General features: G+C 57.9%; 17 protein-coding genes and 1 tRNA gene. 9 read left to right on the top strand and 9 right to left on the bottom strand.

The window, feature by feature from the left end:
- Nucleotides 1-2: 2 nt before the first annotated feature.
- Nucleotides 3-3,431, top strand: coding sequence for a pilus assembly protein (locus KHU30_RS15020; protein ID WP_329956688.1), 3,429 nt, complete (start codon nt 3-5; stop codon nt 3,429-3,431).
- A 111-nt stretch (nt 3,432-3,542) separates the two neighbouring features.
- On the opposite strand, the gene KHU30_RS15015 is transcribed toward KHU30_RS15020, so the two are convergent.
- Nucleotides 3,543-4,202 (bottom strand): DUF2076 domain-containing protein, encoded by a 660-nt coding sequence (locus KHU30_RS15015; protein ID WP_211443438.1) that lies wholly within the window; start codon nt 4,200-4,202, stop codon nt 3,543-3,545.
- 550 nt (nt 4,203-4,752) lie between these two features.
- Here KHU30_RS15015 and KHU30_RS15010 point away from each other — a divergent pair.
- Nucleotides 4,753-6,066 (top strand): ankyrin repeat domain-containing protein, encoded by a 1,314-nt coding sequence (locus tag KHU30_RS15010; protein WP_211443437.1) that lies wholly within the window; start codon nt 4,753-4,755, stop codon nt 6,064-6,066.
- Between the two features lie 180 nt (nt 6,067-6,246).
- Here KHU30_RS15010 and KHU30_RS15005 read toward each other — a convergent pair whose 3' ends face one another.
- The 5 genes from KHU30_RS15005 to mutL all read right to left on the bottom strand — a co-directional run bounded on the left by KHU30_RS15005 (nt 6,247) and on the right by mutL (nt 10,053).
- Nucleotides 6,247-6,735 (bottom strand): phage major capsid protein, encoded by a 489-nt coding sequence (locus KHU30_RS15005; RefSeq protein WP_211443592.1) that lies wholly within the window; start codon nt 6,733-6,735, stop codon nt 6,247-6,249.
- Nucleotides 6,630-6,860, bottom strand: coding sequence for an Arm DNA-binding domain-containing protein (locus KHU30_RS15000; protein ID WP_211443436.1), 231 nt, complete (start codon nt 6,858-6,860; stop codon nt 6,630-6,632). The genes KHU30_RS15005 and KHU30_RS15000 overlap by 106 nt, the downstream gene beginning before the upstream one ends.
- Nucleotides 6,861-7,026: 166 nt before the next feature.
- Nucleotides 7,027-7,103, bottom strand: a tRNA-Met gene (locus KHU30_RS14995).
- 89 nt (nt 7,104-7,192) lie between these two features.
- Nucleotides 7,193-8,161 carry a tRNA (adenosine(37)-N6)-dimethylallyltransferase MiaA gene (gene miaA, locus KHU30_RS14990; protein ID WP_211443435.1) on the bottom strand — a complete coding sequence of 323 codons (969 nt, stop codon included), beginning with the start codon at nt 8,159-8,161 and terminating at the stop codon, nt 7,193-7,195.
- A gap of 17 nt (nt 8,162-8,178) precedes the next feature.
- Nucleotides 8,179-10,053 carry a DNA mismatch repair endonuclease MutL gene (mutL, locus tag KHU30_RS14985; protein WP_211443434.1) on the bottom strand — a complete coding sequence of 625 codons (1,875 nt, stop codon included), beginning with the start codon at nt 10,051-10,053 and terminating at the stop codon, nt 8,179-8,181.
- Nucleotides 10,054-10,317: 264 nt separating this feature from the next.
- Between mutL and KHU30_RS14980 the strand changes: the two genes are divergently transcribed.
- Nucleotides 10,318-10,962: a VTT domain-containing protein gene (locus tag KHU30_RS14980; protein ID WP_211443433.1), complete on the top strand. Its 645-nt coding sequence runs from the start codon at nt 10,318-10,320 to the stop codon at nt 10,960-10,962.
- Between the two features lie 113 nt (nt 10,963-11,075).
- Here the strand turns inward: KHU30_RS14980 and KHU30_RS14975 are convergent, their stop codons facing one another.
- The gene (locus tag KHU30_RS14975) at nt 11,076-12,425 is read right to left on the bottom strand and encodes an N-acetylmuramoyl-L-alanine amidase (RefSeq protein ID WP_211443432.1); all 1,350 of its coding nucleotides are present in this window, start codon (nt 12,423-12,425) and stop codon (nt 11,076-11,078) included.
- Entirely contained in the window at nt 12,389-12,883 is a 495-nt protein-coding gene (gene tsaE / locus KHU30_RS14970) for a tRNA (adenosine(37)-N6)-threonylcarbamoyltransferase complex ATPase subunit type 1 TsaE (protein ID WP_211443431.1), read from the bottom strand. The genes KHU30_RS14975 and tsaE overlap by 37 nt, the downstream gene beginning before the upstream one ends.
- Before the next feature lie 57 nt (nt 12,884-12,940).
- Here tsaE and queG point away from each other — a divergent pair, with 57 nt between their 5' ends.
- Nucleotides 12,941-14,074 carry a tRNA epoxyqueuosine(34) reductase QueG gene (gene queG, locus KHU30_RS14965; RefSeq protein WP_211443430.1) on the top strand — a complete coding sequence of 378 codons (1,134 nt, stop codon included), beginning with the start codon at nt 12,941-12,943 and terminating at the stop codon, nt 14,072-14,074.
- 8 nt (nt 14,075-14,082) lie between these two features.
- On the opposite strand, the gene KHU30_RS14960 is transcribed toward queG, so the two are convergent.
- Entirely contained in the window at nt 14,083-14,976 is an 894-nt protein-coding gene (locus KHU30_RS14960; protein ID WP_211443429.1) for an AEC family transporter, read from the bottom strand.
- An 824-nt stretch (nt 14,977-15,800) separates the two neighbouring features.
- Here KHU30_RS14960 and KHU30_RS14955 point away from each other — a divergent pair.
- The 5 genes from KHU30_RS14955 to plsY all read left to right on the top strand — a co-directional run bounded on the left by KHU30_RS14955 (nt 15,801) and on the right by plsY (nt 18,902).
- Nucleotides 15,801-16,334: a methylated-DNA--[protein]-cysteine S-methyltransferase gene (locus tag KHU30_RS14955; RefSeq protein ID WP_211443428.1), complete on the top strand. Its 534-nt coding sequence runs from the start codon at nt 15,801-15,803 to the stop codon at nt 16,332-16,334.
- Nucleotides 16,331-17,269: a site-specific tyrosine recombinase XerD gene (gene xerD / locus KHU30_RS14950; protein WP_211443427.1), complete on the top strand. Its 939-nt coding sequence runs from the start codon at nt 16,331-16,333 to the stop codon at nt 17,267-17,269. The genes KHU30_RS14955 and xerD overlap by 4 nt, the downstream gene beginning before the upstream one ends.
- A 140-nt stretch (nt 17,270-17,409) precedes the next feature.
- The gene (locus KHU30_RS14945) at nt 17,410-17,613 is read left to right on the top strand and encodes a hypothetical protein (RefSeq protein ID WP_211443426.1); all 204 of its coding nucleotides are present in this window, start codon (nt 17,410-17,412) and stop codon (nt 17,611-17,613) included.
- Nucleotides 17,614-17,751: 138 nt separating this feature from the next.
- Nucleotides 17,752-18,237 (top strand): Cys-tRNA(Pro) deacylase, encoded by a 486-nt coding sequence (gene ybaK / locus KHU30_RS14940; RefSeq protein WP_211443425.1) that lies wholly within the window; start codon nt 17,752-17,754, stop codon nt 18,235-18,237.
- Nucleotides 18,238-18,281: 44 nt separating this feature from the next.
- A complete protein-coding gene (gene plsY, locus KHU30_RS14935; RefSeq protein WP_211443424.1) occupies nt 18,282-18,902 on the top strand; it encodes a glycerol-3-phosphate 1-O-acyltransferase PlsY in 621 nt (206 codons plus the stop codon).
- Nucleotides 18,903-19,118: the final 216 nt, after the last annotated feature.

Below are 19,118 nucleotides of genomic sequence, written 5' to 3'. Positions count from 1 at the left end.
ATATGCAAAACAAGAAAAATCTCCAGCGCCTGATTGCCTCGGTAGTGCTGCTGACCCAGTTGGCGTCGCCGCTCCAGGCCCTGGCCACCGATCTTGCCGATATTCCGATGGCGGTGCAAAACCGGGTGAGCCCGAACCTGATGTATACGCTGGATAATTCCGGCAGTATGGCCTGGGGTTTCATGCCGGATAGCGTTTACAACGGTATAAACAATAATTGCTATGAAAATTCCTCATATAACGGGATTTATTACAATCCGAATTTCACCTATCTTCCAGGCAAGGATGCCACCGGCCAGCAATACCCTAACGCCAGCTTTACCGCCGCTTATGTAGATGGCTATGCTACTTCCTATAGTTACACGCCGGATGGAAATTCCTATTTCAATTCGCCGGTTGATCTGTCCAGTGCTTTTCAGGCTTATTTTGACAACGATAACAACAGCTTCGATACGCAACAGCCAGCTTATTACTACAAATATGTGGGAACCAGCCCCGCAACGCCAGTAGTCGGCACCTGTTATTCGAATAGAAGATATCAAGCCGTCATCGTCGGAGCCACTTCCGGCCCTGGAGGCACTGATGAAAGAACCAATTTTGCCAATTGGTTCAGCTACTATCGCACGCGGATACTGACGATGAAAACCGGGCTGAGCCGCGCCTTCTCCACTATCGACAAAAGTTTTCGGGTCGGTTTCTCTACCATCAACGACAATAGAGGCAGACTGAATAATTCAGGCACCAACTTTATTCCAATTAACTATTTCAATAGCTGTGCGCTTGGCGCAGGGTGCCAGAAAGATATCTGGTACCAAAACCTGCTATCCATCCAGCCGGTCGGAAGCACGCCGCTCGGCGAAGCGATACGCAAAGTGGGGGAATACTACGCGACCGGAAAAATGCCTGGCGTTTCGCCAAGCACAGCGGACCCGATTCTATACTCCTGCCAGCACAACTATCAAATTGTGTCCACGGACGGATTCTGGAATCAGGGCTTATCCACCTCTGTAGGAGATAACGACCAAACTGTCCCTACCTTGCCTGCGCCGGTTCCGCTCGACCCGATCGCAGGTGTCGCACTGACAGCGGGTCAGCCGTTTCCGGCAATCTTTAACGAGGGACCCACGGCGACATCCGATACCTTGGCCGATGTCACCATGAAGTACTGGATCACAGATCTGCGCCCCTCAGCCACTAATAACGTACTGCCCAACGCCTCTGATCCGGCCACTTGGCAGCACATGGTGACTTACACCATCGGGCTTGGGGCGCCAGGCACATTGACCAACGATACTACTACCTATAACAATCTGAAGAGTGGGGCCATCAACTGGCCGGTGCCCGTTTCCAATGATCTGACAACCATCGACGACCTGTGGCATGCAGCGGTCAATGGCCATGGCATCTACACCAGTGCGAAAGATCCGACCGCTTTACAGGCGGCGCTGGGCAACGCGCTTTCTGACATCATCGGCCGCCAGGGATCAGGCGCGGCGGTGGCGGTGAGCAATCCGAACGTTTCCACAACCGACAACAGTTCCTTCTCGTCGAACTACAACTCCGGTACATGGACCGGCGATTTGCAAGCCTATCCGATCAGCCCGACGACAGGGGTGATCAACACTGCGGCGCCAATCTGGACGACCGGAGCGCAAGCGCAGCTGGATGCGCTTACCTGGAGCGGCCGCTACATCGGCAGCTATTCGGGTGCAGCAGGAGTAGGGTTCAACACAGGTAGCACGGGACTGACAACAGCCCAACGAGCAAGACTGAACTCTCCAGTCACCCCGCCGGGCCCGAGCGATGCGTCCACCGTCATTAATTTCCTGCGCGGCGATCGCAGCAACGAGACCACTCTCTATCGCACCCGCACGCACGTGCTGGGAGACATCATCAATTCGGAGCCGGCTTATGTGACGGTGCCGAACGCGGGCTACCCCGATGCCGGATATTCCTCCTTTGCCTCCACCAATTCGACGCGGCAGAAAATGGTGTATCAGGGCAGCAACGACGGCATGCTGCATGCTTTCAACGCCACTACCGGCGCCGAGGCATGGGCCTATGTGCCTGGCATTCTCGTCAACGCACCCTATGTGACTGCCAGCACCAACCCTGCGACCAACTATCCTTCCACCAGCGCCTTGGTCAACCTCAGCATGAAGACCGGATTTACCCATCTTTATTATGTGGACGGGACGCCGGTGCAAGGCGATGTCGACCTGAATTACACTTCGCCGCTGCCGAGTACCCCGTCGCCCAACTGGATTAGCTTGCTGGTGGGCGGCCTGAACAAGGGCGGCCGCGGCTACTATGCGCTGAATGTCACCAATCCGGCTGCAACCAGCGATGCCAGCGTTGCTTCCAAGGTCCAATGGGAATTTCCGAATACCTCCACCGCCAGCACGGTTGTGCCCAACATCGGCTACAGCTACGGCAAGCCGATCCTGGTCAAGACCACAGCTGCAGGTTGGGTAGTGCTGGTGACATCGGGCTATAACAACGGTACAGATACCAGTGGCGACGGCAAGGGCCATCTGTTTGTCCTGAACGCCAGCACCGGCGCGCTGATCCAGGATATCTCCACCGGCGTCGGCACTGCCGCAGCACCGAGCGGCCTGGCGCAGATCAGCGCTTATGTTGAAAACGCCAGCGTCGACAACACCACGGACTATGTCTATGGCGGCGACCTGCTCGGCAATCTGTGGCGTTTCGACTTGACCGGATCGAGCAGCAGCAGCTGGAACGTCTCCTTGCTGGCAACCCTGGTCGATGGCACCACCGCCGCCAATCCGCAGCCGATTACGACTGCGCCAGAACTGGGCAAGGTTAACAACAAACGCATGGTTTATGTCGGCACTGGTCAATACTTCGGCGCAACGGATATTCCCGGCTCTACCGGTGCGAATGCAAATGCCGCCCAGACGCAAACTTTCTACGGGCTGGTCGACAACCAGTCCAGCACCCCGCTCATCAGTCCCTTGCGCTCAAGCCTGGTGCAGCAAACGCTTAGCGTCAGCGGCAGCAGTGCGACCGTCACAAAGAGCGCGGCAGATGCGACCAAGCAAGGATGGTATGTCGATCTTCCTAACAGCGGTGAACGCTCAACCACGGACCCGGCTTTGGTGCTTGGAGCGATCAGTTTCACCACCAATATTCCGAGCACCGATGCGTGCGCACCCGGTGGTTCATCCTGGCTTTACCTGCTGGATGCCGCAAGCGGCGGATATGTGGCAAATTCGACGGCAAGCTGGTCCGGAACTTTCCTGGGAAGCGTTCTTTCCAGCCGTCCGGTGCTGGTCAAGCTTGCGAACGGCAAAATTGTCGCGGAAACCAAGGGATCGGACGGCTCCTCGACAAGTACAGTGTTGCCTCTTCCTCCGTCAAATCAGGTAGGCCAGCGCAACGCCTGGCGCGAGGTGATCGACAACTAGACCTGATGCAGGGCTGGCATATTGTCGCCAATAAGAAACGGGCCTTCGCGGCCCGTTTTGTTTATCTGCGCACGGTCAGCATATTTCATGCTGGCATGCGAGTCCGGCGAATTACGCTAACGATCCGTCATCCGAATCAACGTCGTTGCTGGCGACATCATTTGAGCTGTCTGAACTATCGTCCGCGTAGTAATTATTGATGGTCGTGTTTTCCACAGGTGCCGCCAATGGCGCCGCCGCAGCCTGCTGGCCAAACAGCCCACCACCATGATTGCCGCCATTCCCCATCAGATGCTCAATCCCCTGGAACAGGAACGCGCCGCCGGCGATGCCCGCAGCGGTAGTCGCGACGCTGCCCAGCACATTGCCAATCCCGCCGCCAAAAAAGCCCGGTGCCGCGGCCGGCGCTTGTAGCGGCGACTGATATGCGGCAGGAGCTTGCTGTATTGGCGGCTGCTGATAAGGTGTCGCCGCCGCCGGACGCGATGCCGGCGCCGCACTGTTGCCCCAGGCATTTGCCGGATCAAGAAAACTGCGCGCCGGCGCTTGCGCCGCCTGGACCTGGCTTTGCAAGTTCGCAATCTGCGCCTTGGCCGTATTGAGGGCCTGATCCATCAGCAGTGCGCGCTGCACCAGCAGATAAGCCGCATCGGGCTGCTGCGCTACTGCACTTGCTATCAATGCATCGGCTTGCGGATCCTTTGCGATGCCTCTGGTTTGCGTGAGTTGATTCAGGAAATCTTGCAAAGCTTGCGATTCTTGCGGACTCATATGAAGTGCTCCTTCGGGATTGCGATGGTCAGGTACTCCATATCGGGTCGTTTGCAAGGGGCTTCAAGAGGTGTTTAGCGCGGGCGTGCTGATTTGGGGTGGTTAGATGGACAAAATGCTAAGAGAAATATTCGCGGCAGATGGCGGATTTGCTCGGATAGGTGGAGTTGAATAGTACTTGTAAACCCAATTAATAAAATGGTTTGTATTCCTATTAAATTAAATGTACCCGCACTGATACCCGCAAAAATAATTCTTTATCTATCTCATTAACTTCCGTGATTGGTCTCTTGACCAAGCCTTAAATAAAGCTGGCTGTCGTCGTCCGGCTTTTCATTTGTACACATCACAAACTCGCCTCAATTGCTTCATCATATATTTGAACTTTATAGCCAATGAATGCCGATGCTCGATTACCTCGCCATTGTTAGAAGATAAATGGCTCTAGTTGCAATGGAATACACATTCTTAACGCTCTTACTGATAATATTGCTGAAAATAAACTAACTTTTGGTGAGGAATTGTAGTTATGCAAAAAAATGGCGGATCTATGGCGAAGATTCTCAAGGCCACCGTATCAATTGCGGGATGTTTGTTGATTTTTATAGTGACGGGGATTTCAACCGCAGCAACGAAAGAGTCGGTGGCGCAAAGCAAACAGGACGTCAAAGCGGCAGGTGAGTTACTTAACTCTTGGCACGGGGAAGGACAGCTTCTGGAACAGGCGCAACAGAAACTTGCAGAAGCGTTAAAGTTGGACCCTCAAAGTTATTTTGCGTTTAAGGAACTAGCTCGCCTTCAGATAATGGCCGGCTACATCAATTCTCGCAATGTAAAGAATGGAACATATTTCTACACAATTGGAAATTACGCACCGGGAACGCTTGATACGGCAGAAACGCTGGCTCGTGAGTCGATTCGGATCAACCCAAGTTTTGCAGAAGGCTATGTTTATCTTGGGTATATTCAGTTGGAGCAGACCAAGCTTGATGACGCTGCGAAGTCGTTGGCTCAAGCGGAGATACTTGGAACCGACGACCCATGGCTGCAACTGAATTGGGCTTCCCTGAATAATGCCCGAGGTGAGTTTTCAGCTGCCACCGAGCGGTGGCAGCGTGTGCTAAAAAGCGGTACTTCCAACAAAAAGGCGTTGTCTTCAGCGTATGGCTTTTTAATCGAGAGTTACAAGCAGTCGGGAGACACCAGCAAGGTTGTCGCGCTTTATAAGGAGCAAATCAAACTTCGCCCAACCAATGCTTGGCTACGCGGGGAGTACGCGGACTATTTGAGTGCAACTCTCGGCCGAAATGACGAGGCAATCGAGCAGGCCAATGCGGCACTGAAGGTTATGGATTACGGCATGGGGCGGCGTATTCTCGCGTTTGCAATCTATCGGAAGTGGGCTGACATGGTGGCGCAAGGCGCTGGAACCGGCGCGGAAAAATATTTTCAAACGGCCTTGGCGATTGAGCCGCAACTCGATCAAGTCATGGCTTATGGGGCGTCGGAGGCAATGGGGGAGCAGTTGGCAAAGGCACTTAGCTCTAAGAAGGGCGTCTCCGTTGATGCGCGAGCCGAGGACGGATCGACTGCACTTCTCATCTCGACAAATCGTGGCCAGACGAAGATGGTTAAGGTCTTGCTTGATTTGAACGCCAATCCCAACCTTTCAGATAGGAACGGTTGGACACCACTTCTCAGTGCGGCAGATGACGGTAATGCCGAAGCCGTCAGGATGCTGCTTGCGAAAGGTGCGGATATAAAAGCCAAAAAGGGAGGGGCAGATTCCGCGACCTTGGCGGAAAGGAAAGATCATCCGGAGCTTGCGGCACTGCTTAGGAAGCAGACTGGGAACACAAAGTAATCGATCTGAGGCTGGATTATCCTTGTGCGTAGATACAACAGATGCTTTTTATAAAGTTCCGTTCTGTGAAAAAATTGAGACGAGCGTTTTCGGGCGATTTATGATATTCAACAAATTTGGAACTGTCTTCCAGATTGTGTTTGAATCAATGAGCATAAATCGCCCCGTCTTTATCTTGGGTTATGGTGCAATAAAAGACCCATAAACCAGCGCCCCTGGTGCTTCAACTGCCAAACCTAGCCGTTCTTCAACCAGAATCGTGACCATATTCTTCACGAAGTTGTCCCCGTGCTCTCGACTGACTTCAATCGTGGCGTCCTGGCGGTCGTAGACGACTGCTGCGGCCGGGAAGTCGCCGACCAAGAAATTGCCAGCTGCAATTGCATTGGTGGGCACGACAGCAAGGCGCCATACCTTGGATTCACCGCCAGTCGTCACGTCAACCCAGATGTATTGGCCGGTGGAGTCTTTCTGTAGCTCGATGTCGGCCCAGTCCGTTGGATTCAGTACCACGCCGGTAGGATCACGCTCAGCCAGCTGGAGTTGAAGAATCGCGCGGCGGATTACATCAATTTTTGTGTCGCCTTTCTGGCGGAGAGCGTTGTTAAACGCCGTGAAGTTAGCCGCAGGGAGGTTTCCATGCCCTGACGCTTGTAAACCATTTGCCAGCGCTTTATGCCCGTGGGCTCAACTAATATATATAAGCCATGCCCGCCGCCAATTTTGTACCTTTTGGCGCGCGGTTTTAGCTCGGCAATCTGCGTTTCAGTCAGCGGCGTGGCTAGTTTAGGCATTTTTGTTGGTATGTGATTTTGATGAACGTTCCCGTATCAACAAGGGTACCAACATAAACTTTGGATTGCAATGGACGCTAAAAACGCTCCAGAAACAAAAAACCCGCATCAGCACTAGGCTAGAAGCGGGTTTCTGTACGTTGCTGGACTTCTTGAAACGTGTTCGTGGTGGTGATAGGTGGACTTGAACCACCGACCCCAGCATTATGAGTGCTGTGCTCTAACCAACTGAGCTATATCACCAATGAAGCCCTAAATTATGACGCATTTCTCTAAAAGCTGTCAAGAAAAACAGGTTTGCGATGCTGCAAAATGGCAACTAGGCCGTGTTGTCAGCGTTTCAGGGCGTTTGTCACCGTCTCCAGCACGGTTTTCGCAACATGTTCACCGATGCAGTCGATCACAATCCGCTCCGGCATGGCGCGCAGCCAGGTGAGTTGGCGCTTGGCCAGCTGGCGGGTGGCGGCGATGCCTTTTTCGCGCATTTCCTGGTAGCCGTACTGGCCGTCCAGGTATTCCCAGGTCTGGCGATAGCCGACGCAGCGCATCGAGGGCAGGCCGAGATGCAGGTCGCCGCGGGCGCGCAGGGTTTCTACTTCATGGATCAGGCCGCCGCTCTCTGGATCCAGCATGAGGTCGAAGCGCTGGGCGATGCGGCCGTGCAGGATGCTGCGGTCGGACGGTTCCAGCGCGATCGGCAGTATCTCGAAGGGCAGCTCCGGCGCTGGCTGGTTGGTCAGCAGAGAGGACATGGTCTGGCCGCTCAGTGCGATGATTTCCAGGGCGCGCTGGATGCGCTGGCTGTCGTTGGGCTTGAGGCGCTCGGCGGTGACCGGGTCGAGTAGCGCCAGCTTGGCGTGCATGCCGGGCACGCCGATCACGGCGGCTTCGGCGTCGAGCCGGGCGCGCAGCGCCGGATCGGCTTGCGGCAGGACGTCGAGGCCGTCGCGCAGGGCTTTGAAATACAGCATGGTGCCGCCGACCATCAGCACTTGCTTGCCGCGCGCATGGATGTCGGCGAACAGGCGCAGGGCGTCGTCGCGGAACTGCATGGCCGAATAGGATTGGGTCGGCTCCATGATGTCGATCAGGTGATGCGGTACCGCGTCCAGTTCTGCGCGGCTGGGCTTGGCGGTGCCGATGTCCATGCCGCGGTACACCAGGGCCGAATCGACCGAGATGATTTCAGAAGGGATGTGGCGGGCGATTTCCAGCGCCGAGGCGGTCTTGCCGGAGGCGGTGGGGCCCATGATGGCGACCACCAGCGGTTTCTGTACGGATGTTGCCGATGCTGGCTGCATGCTGCTTTTCTCCGCCATCACTGGCCGCGCAGGAAAAGTTTATCCAGGTCGGACAGCGCCAGCTGGCTCCAGGTCGGGCGGCCGTGGTTGCACTGGTCGGCGCGTTCGGTGGCTTCCATCTGGCGCAGCAGGGCGTTCATTTCCGGCGCTGTCAGGCTGCGGTTGGCGCGTACAGCAGTGTGGCAGGCCAGCGTGCCCAGCAGTTCATTGCGGCGTTCCACCAGCACCCGCGAGCCGCCGAACTCGCGCACATCGCGCAGAACGTCGCGCGCCAGCGTCTGCGCATCGGCGTTCTTCAGCAAGGCCGGCACCGAGCGCACCGCCAGCGTGGTGGGCGATATCGCGGCGATGTCGAAACCGAGCGCGTGCAGGGTTTCCTGGTTTTCTTCGGCGGTGCCGACTTCTACCGCGTCGGCAAAAAAGGTCACCGGGATCAGCAGCGGCTGCACTTGCATGGCGTCTTCATCCAGTGCGCCTTTGAGCTGTTCGTAGAGGATGCGTTCGTGGGCGGCATGCATGTCGACCAGCACCAGGCCCTTGGTGTTTTGCGCCAGGATGTAGATGCCGTGCAGCTGGGCCAGGGCGAAGCCGAGCGGGAAGTCGTCGCCGGGCAGGGCCTGGCTGGCAGCCTGCGGCAACGCTTGATAACCCGCAACGCCATCGCTGGCCGGGCGCGCGGAATCGGCGAACAATGCGCCGTAGTTGGCGGTGCTTTGTGCGACGCCGCTGGCGCCATGGGCGAATTGCGGGCCGAACGAGGTTTGCTGTTGCGGCACCTGTGGGCCGCCGCCGGGTTGCAGGATTGCTTGCAGATGTTCTTGCGAGCCGCGGATCCAGGGCATGGCGCCGCTAGGCGACGCCAGCGGCGCCGGCGTTGCGCCGAAAGAGGTGGCGGACGTCTGCGCCAGGGCTCGGCTGACGGCATGGAACACGAACTGGTGCACCGCGCGGCTGTCGCGGAAGCGCACTTCGATTTTCGACGGATGTACATTGACGTCGACTAGCGCCGGATCGAGGTCCAGGCCCAGCACGTACGAGGGGTAACGGTCGCCGTGCAGCACGTCCTGATAGGCGGCGCGCACTGCGTGCACCAGCAGCTTGTCGCGCACGAAGCGGCCGTTGACATAGAAATACTGGGCATCGGCGCGCGCCTTGGAGGCGGTCGGCAAGCCGACGAAGCCGTGCAGGCGCAGCGGGCCGGCGGCTTCGTCCAGCGCCAGGCGGGCGTTGGCGAATTCGTTGCCAAGGATGCTGGCGCTGCGCTTGCCGATTTCGGTGACGATCCAGTGATCGACGGTCTTGCCGTTGTGCGTCAGCGAAAAGGAAACATCCGGCCGCGCCAGCGCGATGCGCCGGACCACTTCGGCGCAATGGCCGAATTCGGTCTGCTCGGATTTCAAGAACTTGCGGCGCGCCGGGGTATTGAAGTACAGGTCCTGGACGTCGACCGTGGTGCCTTGCGCGCCGGAGGAGGGCGTCACCGCCTGGGTGCTGCCGTCGATTTCCGAGGCGTGCGCGGCGTCGGCGGTGCGCGAGGTCAAGGTCAGCTGCGACACCGAGGCGATCGAGGCCAGCGCTTCGCCGCGGAACCCCAGGGTGGCGACGTTTTCCAGGTCGTGCAGCGAGGCGATTTTTGAAGTGGCATGGCGCGCCAGCGCCAGCGGCAATTGCTCCGGCGTGATGCCGCGACCGTTGTCGGTGATGGCGATGCGCTTGACGCCGCCTTGTTCCAGGCGGACGGTGACCTGGCTGGCGCCGGCGTCGAGGGCATTTTCCAGCAATTCCTTGACCACGGCGGACGGCCGTTCGACCACCTCGCCCGCCGCAATTTGCGAAATCAGGTTGTCGGGCAGCTGCTGGATGGAGCGGATAGGGGAGAGCGGTGCATTCATGCAGCGATTATACCGAAGCCGGCGCCGCCGGTTGGCCGGGCTTGCCTGCGCAAACATTTGCCAAAACCGCCTTTGTCCAGTCTTCGGTAGTGTATTATTCCGGCGCACCCTGAGGAAAAACTGGCCGGCTTACCGGCCGGACAGGCAGGATGGCACGAGCGCCCGCCGCGTTTCGTGCAGGCGGGTGAACTTAATTCAATAAAGGAAAGTCAGTGTGCATAAGACTTTTCAAACATAAAAGCGGTTAACTGAGGAACAAGGACTATGGACTTTATGCAATTCATCGATGTCATCCTGCATGTCGATAAATCCCTCGGTTTCCTGATCCGGGAATACGGCACACTGGTCTACATGGTTCTGTTCCTGATCGTTTTCTGCGAAACCGGCCTGGTGGTGCTGCCGTTCCTGCCCGGCGATACCTTGCTGTTTATCGGCGGCGCCTTTTGCGCCACCGGCGAGATGAATATCTGGGCGCTGATGGGCTTGCTGATCATTGCCGCAACCACCGGCAACACCCTCAACTACTGGATAGGCAGCCTGATCGGGCACAAGGTCTATACCCATGACTACCGCTGGCTGGACAAGGCGGCCTTGCAAAAGACTCACGCTTTCTATGAACACCATGGCGGCAAGACCATCATCCTGTCGCGCTTCGTCCCTATCGTGCGGACTTTCGCGCCGTTCGTGGCTGGCGTGTCCGAGATGAATTTCTCCAAATTCCAGTTCTTTAATATTACCGGCGCCCTGATCTGGGTGGTCGGCCTGGTCGCGGCCGGCTACTTCTTCGGCAATATTCCTGTCATCCGCGATCATCTGAACACGATCGTGCTGGTCGGGGTCGGCGCGGCGATTGTGCCGGTAGCGCTGGGCGGCTTGTGGAAGTTTTACAAGAAAATGCGCAGCGCATGAGCAAGCGACTGCGGTTCAAAATGAAATAAGGGCGCGCTGCAAATCTTGCAGCGCGCCCTTATTTTTTGTGTCATTACTGTTTTGGCATGATGCCTGCACGGGATGAAGCCGCCTCAGGTCAGGATATTCCTTGCCAGCGGCGGATTGCGGGCAAAATATTTCTTGATGCCCTTCAGGATCGCATCCGCCATCTGGTCCTGGTAGGCGTTGTCGGTCAGCTTGGCTTCTTCTTCCGGATTCGAGATGAACGCGGTTTCGATCAGGATGCTCGGAATATCCGGCGCCTTCAGCACGGCAAAGCCGGCTTGTTCCACTGAGCCCTTGTGCAATTTGTTGATGCCGCCGATTTCGCCCAGTACCGCGCCGCCGAGTTTCATGCTGTCGCTGATCTGCGCCGTGGTCGAGAGGTCGAGCAGGACGCTGGCCAGTTGGCGGTCGTGGCTCTTGATGTTGATGCCGCCGATCATGTCGGCCGAGTTTTCCTTGTTGGCCAGCCAGCGCGCAGCGGTCGAACTGGCGCCTTTTTCCGACAGGGCGAACACCGACGAGCCGCGCGCCGACGGCGTTACGAACGCATCGGCGTGGATCGAGACGAACAGGTCGGCCTGCACCTTGCGTGCTTTTTGCACGCGCACGCCGAGCGGCACGAAGAAATCGGCGTCGCGTGTCAGCATCACCCGCATGTTCGGCTGTTGTTCGATCCTGGCCTTGAGGCGCTTGGCGATCGACAGCACCACATGCTTCTCGTGATTGCCGCCGCTGCCGGTAGCGCCCGGGTCTTCGCCGCCATGGCCGGGATCGAGCGCGATGGTGATCATGCGCGTCAGGTTGGAAGTGCGGTCCGGCTTGGGATCGATCTTGGCGACCTGCGGCTGCTCCGGCTGCGGCTGCAACGGCGGCGTCGGTTTCGGATCAGGCTTGGTCTGCGCCACCGGCGGCGCCACTTCGCCCGGATTGGCGGAAGGCCATTCGCCTTTTTCGATCATCATCGCGATCGGGTCGGGCGGGTTGACCGGATACAGGTCGAACACCAGCCGATGCTGGTAGCCGGCCACCGGCGGCAGGGTGAAGACCTGGGGTTTGACTTCTTCCTTGAGGTCGAACACCAGCCGCACCACGCCCGGACGGTTCTGGCCGACGCGCACTTGCTTGATATAGGGATCGTTGGGCTGGATCTTGGCGACCAGTTCCTTCAGCGTCGCATTCAGTTCGATGCCTTCGATGTCGACCACCATGCGGTCCGGATTTTGCACCACGAAGTGCGTGGTTTTCAGGTCCGAATCGTTTTCCAGGGTGACGCGGGTGTAGTCATCCGCCGGCCAGACCCGAACTGCAACAATTTGCGCGGCGCGCGCCACGCTTGGCACCAGCACCGAAATGAGCAGGGTCCCGCCCGCCTTCAGAACGGTGCGGCGGGTCTTCGATTTTAGAGGTTTGGTGCAAATTTCAGTCGAGCGAGACATTGACTACCCTTATCAGATAACGCCTGCAATTCTACATCACGTCCCTTGTCGGAAACACGGGAAACGCTGAGTAATATACTGATGTCGGGCGGCGGCAACGCTGCGGCGGCTTTTTCCGGCCATTCGACGATGCAGATGGTGCTTTGGTTGAAATATTCGCGGAAGCCGGCTTCCAGGAATTCATCCGGACTGGCCATCCGGTACAGGTCGAAGTGCATGACTTCGACGCTGTGTTTGTCTATCAGGATGGAATAAGGTTCCACCAAAGTGTAGGTCGGACTTTTTACATGGCCCTGGTAACCGGCCGCATGCAGCATGGCGCGCGTCAGCGCGGTCTTGCCGGCGCCGAGATCGCCATGCAAATGGATCGCCATTCCGGGCAGCAAGGCACGCGCCAGGGCAGCGCCGAGGGCATTGGTGCCGGCTTCATCATGCAGGTGGGTTGTAAAATGCGGCATCGCGTAACATAGTCCTCTATAGTCAGTTCAGTAGTGTTTTTTGGAATCGCAGCAGCCATGGCCGTCACGCAGCAACACTTTACCGGGAAACCCCCGCCCGCTCCCGATCTGGCGGCGCTTGCCGTCGCCATCAAGGCATGGGGGCGCGAGCTTGGCTTTGCCGATATCCGCATCAGCGACGTCGACCTCGCCGAGCAGGAGGCCGGATTCCAGGCCTGGCTGGCGCTCGGTTATCACGGTGAGATGGATTATATGGCAGCGCACGGGTTGAAGCGCGCCCGTCCGGCGGAATTGGTGCCGGGAACGATACGGGCGATCGCGGTGCGCATGGATTATCTGCCGCGCGGCTACCAGGATGCGCCGGGCCAGTGGCGCCCGCGCGAACAGGCGCGGCTGACGCCGGCCGCCGCGGGCACGGCGACGGTGTCGCTGTACGCTCGCGGCCGCGATTATCACAAGGTGATCCGCTCGCGCCTGCAGCAGCTGGCCGATCGCATCAAGGGCGAAATCGGCGAATTCGGCTACCGCGTGTTCACCGATTCGGCGCCGGTGATGGAAGTGGCGCTGGCGCAGAAGGCCGGTCTCGGCTGGCGCGGCAAGCACACCTTGCTGCTCAATCGGGAAGCCGGTTCGTTCTTCTTCCTCGGCGAAATCCTGACTGATCTGCCGTTGCCGGTCGACCCGCCTACCAGTTCGCATTGCGGCCAATGCAGCGCCTGCATGGATGTCTGTCCGACCCAGGCCATCGTCGGTCCTTACCGGCTCGACGCGCGCCGTTGTATCTCTTATCTGACGATTGAACTGAAAGGCAGCATCCCGCTGGAACTGCGACCCTTGATCGGCAACCGCGTCTACGGCTGTGACGATTGCCAGCTGTTTTGTCCCTGGAATAAATTTGCCCAGCCGTCGACGCTGGGCGATTTCGATGTGCGCAACGGCCTTGACCAGGCTACGCTGGTGGAACTGTTCGGCTGGAGCGAGGAGCAGTTCAACAGCCGCATGGAAGGCAGTCCGATCCGCCGCATCGGCTATGAACGCTGGCTGCGCAACATGGCGGTCGGTCTCGGCAATGCCGCCGCGGCGGGCGCCGGCACGCCGGAAATCGTCGCAGCGCTGCGGTCGCGCAGCGCCGACCCGTCAGAGCTGGTGCGCGAGCATGTGGCGTGGGCCCTGCAGCAGCACGGCGCCTGATCGGCCATTTAATGTTGCAACATCCACAGCCAGAACGGCAGCGTCAACGCCGACAGCATGGTGCCGGAAGAAATCAGGAATGCTACCAGCGGGCCGTTGCCGCCCATGCGCGCCGCCAGTATGTAAGCGCTGGAAGCGGTAGGCAGGGCGCAGAACAGCACCACGATCTGCAGTTGCGACGGCGCCAGGCCGAGCCACTGTCCCAGCAGCCAGGCCATGGCAGGCAGCGCCATCAGCTTGAGCGTCAGGAAATACGCGGATAGCGCCTTGGCTTGATGCACGCCGCTCAGGCGCAGGCCCGCACCCACCAGCAGCAAGCCCAGCGCCAGTGCAGCGTTGCCCAGGCGCGACAAGACTGCGCCCGCCACTTCCGGCATCGGCAAGCCGCACAAGCTATAGAGCAGGCCGCAGGCGGTGGCGATCAGCAAGGGATTGCGCGCCAGTTCCTTGAACAGGCCGCCGCTTTTATGCGCCAGCGCATGCACTGCGGCGAGATTGCACAAAGGCACGCCGAAGCCGATCAGCAGGGCCATCATGCCGGTCGCCTGCTCGCCGCCCAGCCGCGCGGCCAGCGCGAGCGCCATATAGGAATTGAAGCGGTAACCGGTTTGCATGCCGGACTCGTAATCCATAGGCGCCGCCTTGATCCAGGGTTTGCCCAGCCAGGTGAGGAGGATGGAGCCGAGCAGGGCGCACATGCCGACTGCCAGCATTTTGCCGCTGGTGTCGAAGCTCAAAGGGGTGCGCGCAGTGGAGTAAAACAGCAGGGCCGGGAACAACAGGAAATACACCAGTTTTTCGGCGCCGGTCCAGAACGCGCCGCCCCAGTCGCTGAAACGATGCAAGACCGCTCCTAGCAATATCAATGAAAAATCGGGAAGCAACAGGTTGACGATATACATGGAGAGGCGGATATTGTGTGAAGTGGTCTGGTACAGCGCGGCGCTTGGGGCAATTTACGATGCAATGACGATGTTTATTTCCATGTGGAAATTTAATCGAAGTTAGTTTGATTGGTTTGATAAGGGTTTAGTCTAAACCTATGTTGTTTGCGCAAATTCATTCATATAAATTATTTGTTAAATCCGGGTAACACCTGTTACAGTGCGACCACAATTTGACATTACGAGACAAAAAGTAGCGGCTTAAGTCGGTTGGACCGCATTTTTTGGTTTCCGCCATGCAGCAGGCAGCACAGAATTCAGATTTTTTAAGCAGCAGAAAAAGCGGCAACGCGCTTGAATGACAGAGTTATAGGTGGTGGTGCATAAAAACGGTATTGATACCGGGGATACTGAGGAGACCGTGCGGTCCAAATGAAGCTGTCTAAACAGCCGGGATTGCACACGGAGTAATTTGAGGCGCATCGACAGATGCGCCTTTTTTATTTTATGCATAGATCCTGGATTCGGTAGTTGTCCGCTTAGCAGTATCTGAAAAACTTGATGCATGCAGCTTTTCTTTGGTTTAATAAGGCTCGCTAATCGAGTGAGAGCGCTACAGGCGCGATTGCGCACTTTTCCGGCTCTCTGCCGTCGTTGCTCCTCGTAGCGGACTGGCGGTCCGCGTCGGTGGAGCAGGGGTTTCGGGCAGCAAGCTGCACGCCTGCGTAACGGCTTGTCCTTGCAAGGACAAGCTCTTTCCCTATAGGGATAGGGGCGTCGCGCCTAGCCAGAGAACCGGAAAAATGCACACTCGCACCTGTTCAACTACCGAATCCAGGATCATGAACATAAATTCCGATAGTCCATTGAAGCGAGTCTCCGGCGGCCAGCTGCCTGCCCAGCACTTCACCGCCGTGATCGCTGCGCCGTTCGGCGCGGTAGGAATACGCACCGATGCCGGCCTGCTGCGCGAACTGGTCTATCTGCCGCCTTCCTTCCACGAAAAAGATGTTGCCGACGAATTGTCGGCGCGCGTGGCCGAACAGGTCAGCCGTTACTTCGAACAGCCCGATTTCCGTTTCGACCTGCCGCTGGCGCCGCTCGGCACCGCTTTCCAGCATCGTGTCTGGAGAGCGATCTCAGCGATACCGCGCGGTGAAGTCCTTACTTACGGCCAGGTCGCCAAGCTGATCGAATCGGCGCCGCGCGCGGTCGGCCAGGCTTGCGGGGCCAACTGGTTTCCACTGGTGATTCCCTGCCACCGCGTGACTGCCTCCGGCGGCATCGGCGGCTTTTCCCACCACGACGACGCCGACGGCTTTCACCTGCGGGTCAAGCGCTGGCTGCTGCAGCACGAAGGCGTGACCGGCCTGTGAGAAGATCCAAGGCCGAGCTCGCGGCCAGACCCGTGCTGCAGGCAGAGCATCAAAGCGCGATCGACGAGTTTTGCGACAGCCTGTGGCTGGAAGACGGCCTGGCCAAGAATTCCCTGGAAGCCTATCGGCGCGACATGACCCTGTTTGCCTTCTGGCTGCAGGAGCTGCCGGAGGCCAAATCGCTGCTGGCGGTCGATGCCGGCGACCTCAACGCCTATTTCCTCGCCAGGCACGACACCAGCAAGGCCACCTCGTCGAACCGGCGGCTGGCGGTGCTGAAGCGTTTCTATCTGCTGGCGCTGCGGCAAAACCGCATCAGCGTCGATCCCTGCCTGCATCTGCGCTCGGCCAAGCAGGCGCCGCGTTTTCCCAAAGTACTGTCGGAAGCCCAGGTGGAAGCGCTGCTGGCGGCGCCCGACGTGGCTACGCCGCTGGGCCTGCGCGACCGCACTATGCTGGAACTGATGTATGCCAGCGGCTTGCGGGTGTCCGAGCTGGTGCTGCTGAAGTCGCTGGAAGTCGGCATGAATGAAGGTGTCTTGCGGATTACCGGCAAGGGCAATAAAACCCGTTTGCTGCCGTTTGGCGAAGAGGCGCGCAACTGGATCGTGCGCTACCTGAAGGATGCACGCGGCCAGATCCTCAACGGCCAGATGGATGACGCCTTGTTCGTGACCGCGCGCGGCGGCGCCATGACGCGCCAGATGTTCTGGACCCTGATCAAGAAGTACGCCGCCAAGGCGATGATCAACGCCCCTTTGTCGCCGCATACCCTGCGTCACGCATTCGCCACCCATTTGCTGAACCATGGCGCGGATTTGCGCGTGGTGCAGCTGTTGCTGGGACACGCCGACATATCGACCACGCAGATTTATACCCATGTGGCGCGGGAACGCCTGAAAGCCTTGCACGCCGCGCATCATCCGCGCGGATAAAACCGCACCCGTGAAAGTTGCTATAATGAAACAATAAATTGGCGCTTTGGCAAGCTTCCGCGCTGCCGAATTCTGCATCTTCCCAATTATTCTCCTGTATCCTGTACTACATCATTCAAGAGTCTATTTAGGGGGCGCAATTGGCAAAAACGAATTTTCAGTATGAAAAACGGCAAAAGGAATTAGAAAAGAAAAAAAAGAAGGAAGAAAAGCTGAAGCGCAAGCTGGAGAAGGGTTCCTCTTCCGAAACTGAAGTCGAAGAAGCCGCTGGCGAGGGTGCTGAGCCTGCGGCAGGCGAACCTGCGACTGGCGAACCTGCCGCCGACGAGCCGAAGCAGCCTTGAGTACGATGACGGCAGCTTGACTCCATGGATTGCGGATCGAGGACACCTCCTATCCGCGGTCTGTCGCTGCATCTGGTTTTACGTTTAAGAATGATCAAGCAGGCGTCCGGCACAGGGCGCTGCATCCGAATTCCCGGTATGACAAAACACATTTCAGAGACTCCGGCCACGCAATTCCTGCGCAAGCACGGTGCGCTCTTTTCCGAACATCCCTATGCGTATGAGGAACACGGCGGCACCACGGTATCGGCGCGCGCCCTCGGCGTCGATGAACATCATGTGGTGAAGACGCTGGTCATGCAGGATGAAGCGGCCAAGCCGCTGATCATCCTGATGCACGGCGACCGCAAGGTGTCGACCAAGAACCTGGCGCGGCAGACCGGCCGCAAATCGGTCGAGCCTTGCAAGCCGGAAGTGGCCAATCGCCATTCCGGCTACCTGATCGGCGGCACTTCGCCGTTCGCCACGCGCAAGCAGCTGCCGGTCTATATAGAAGAAAGCATCCTGAGCCTGCAGAAGATATATATTAACGGTGGCCGGCGCGGCTATCTGATCGGCGTGGCGCCGCAGGTCGTGGTCGATCTGCTGCAAGCGAAAACGGTCCAGTGCGCGCTGGAAGAGTAAGCGCCCCTAAATTCATTGATCAAGACAAAAAGAAAGAGACACGCATGTACACATTGTTAGCCGTGATTGGCGCCTACCTGCTGGGTTCGGTTTCATTCGGCATCATCACCAGCAAGCTGTTCGGGCTGAGCGATCCGCGCAGCTACGGTTCCAACAACCCGGGCGCCACCAACGTTCTGCGCAGCGGCAACAAGGCTGCTGCTGCGCTGACCCTGCTGGGCGACGGTTTCAAGGGCTGGCTGGCGGTATGGCTGACGCAACGATACGGGCCGCAATTCGGCCTCGGCGACGGCGCCGTGGCGCTCGCTGCGGTAGCCGTATTCCTGGGCCATCTGTGGCCGGTGTTCTTCCGCTTTGCCGGCGGCAAAGGCGTGGCCACCTTGCTGGGCATCCTGATCGGCCTCAATCCCTGGCTCGGCCTGGCTACCATCGGCACCTGGCTGATCATTGCCTATGCTTTCCGCTATTCGTCGCTGGCAGCCCTGGTCGCCAGCCTGTTTGCGCCTTTCTTCTATGCCTTGATGGAAGGGCCGGACATGATCCTGCTGGCGATCGTGGTAATGAGCGCCTTGCTGATGTACCGCCATGCCAAGAACATCGGCAATCTGCTGGCCGGCAAGGAAAGCCGGATCGGCGCCAAGAAGAACGGCGGCAAGGCGGCATAGCAAGTCCAGGCAGATATCAAGAGTGTGGATAAAAGAGCGCTGGCCATTTTCGGTCCAGCGCTTTTTTATTTGGATTTATGGAATTCCTTATATCGAATTGACTATAAGTCGTAAATTAATGATGTTGATATGTAATTATTGTTGCGTTGCGACATATGAATAAGCCTGCATATTTTGTTTACAGACCAATGACATTACTTTTGAGATAGATGTTTT

The sequence above is a fragment of the Collimonas humicola genome (assembly GCF_018304945.1).
Classification (GTDB): domain Bacteria; phylum Pseudomonadota; class Gammaproteobacteria; order Burkholderiales; family Burkholderiaceae_D; genus Collimonas; species Collimonas humicola.
The sequence above is the reverse complement of the archived record's forward strand: the minus strand, read 5'-3'. Positions and strand labels throughout refer to the sequence as shown.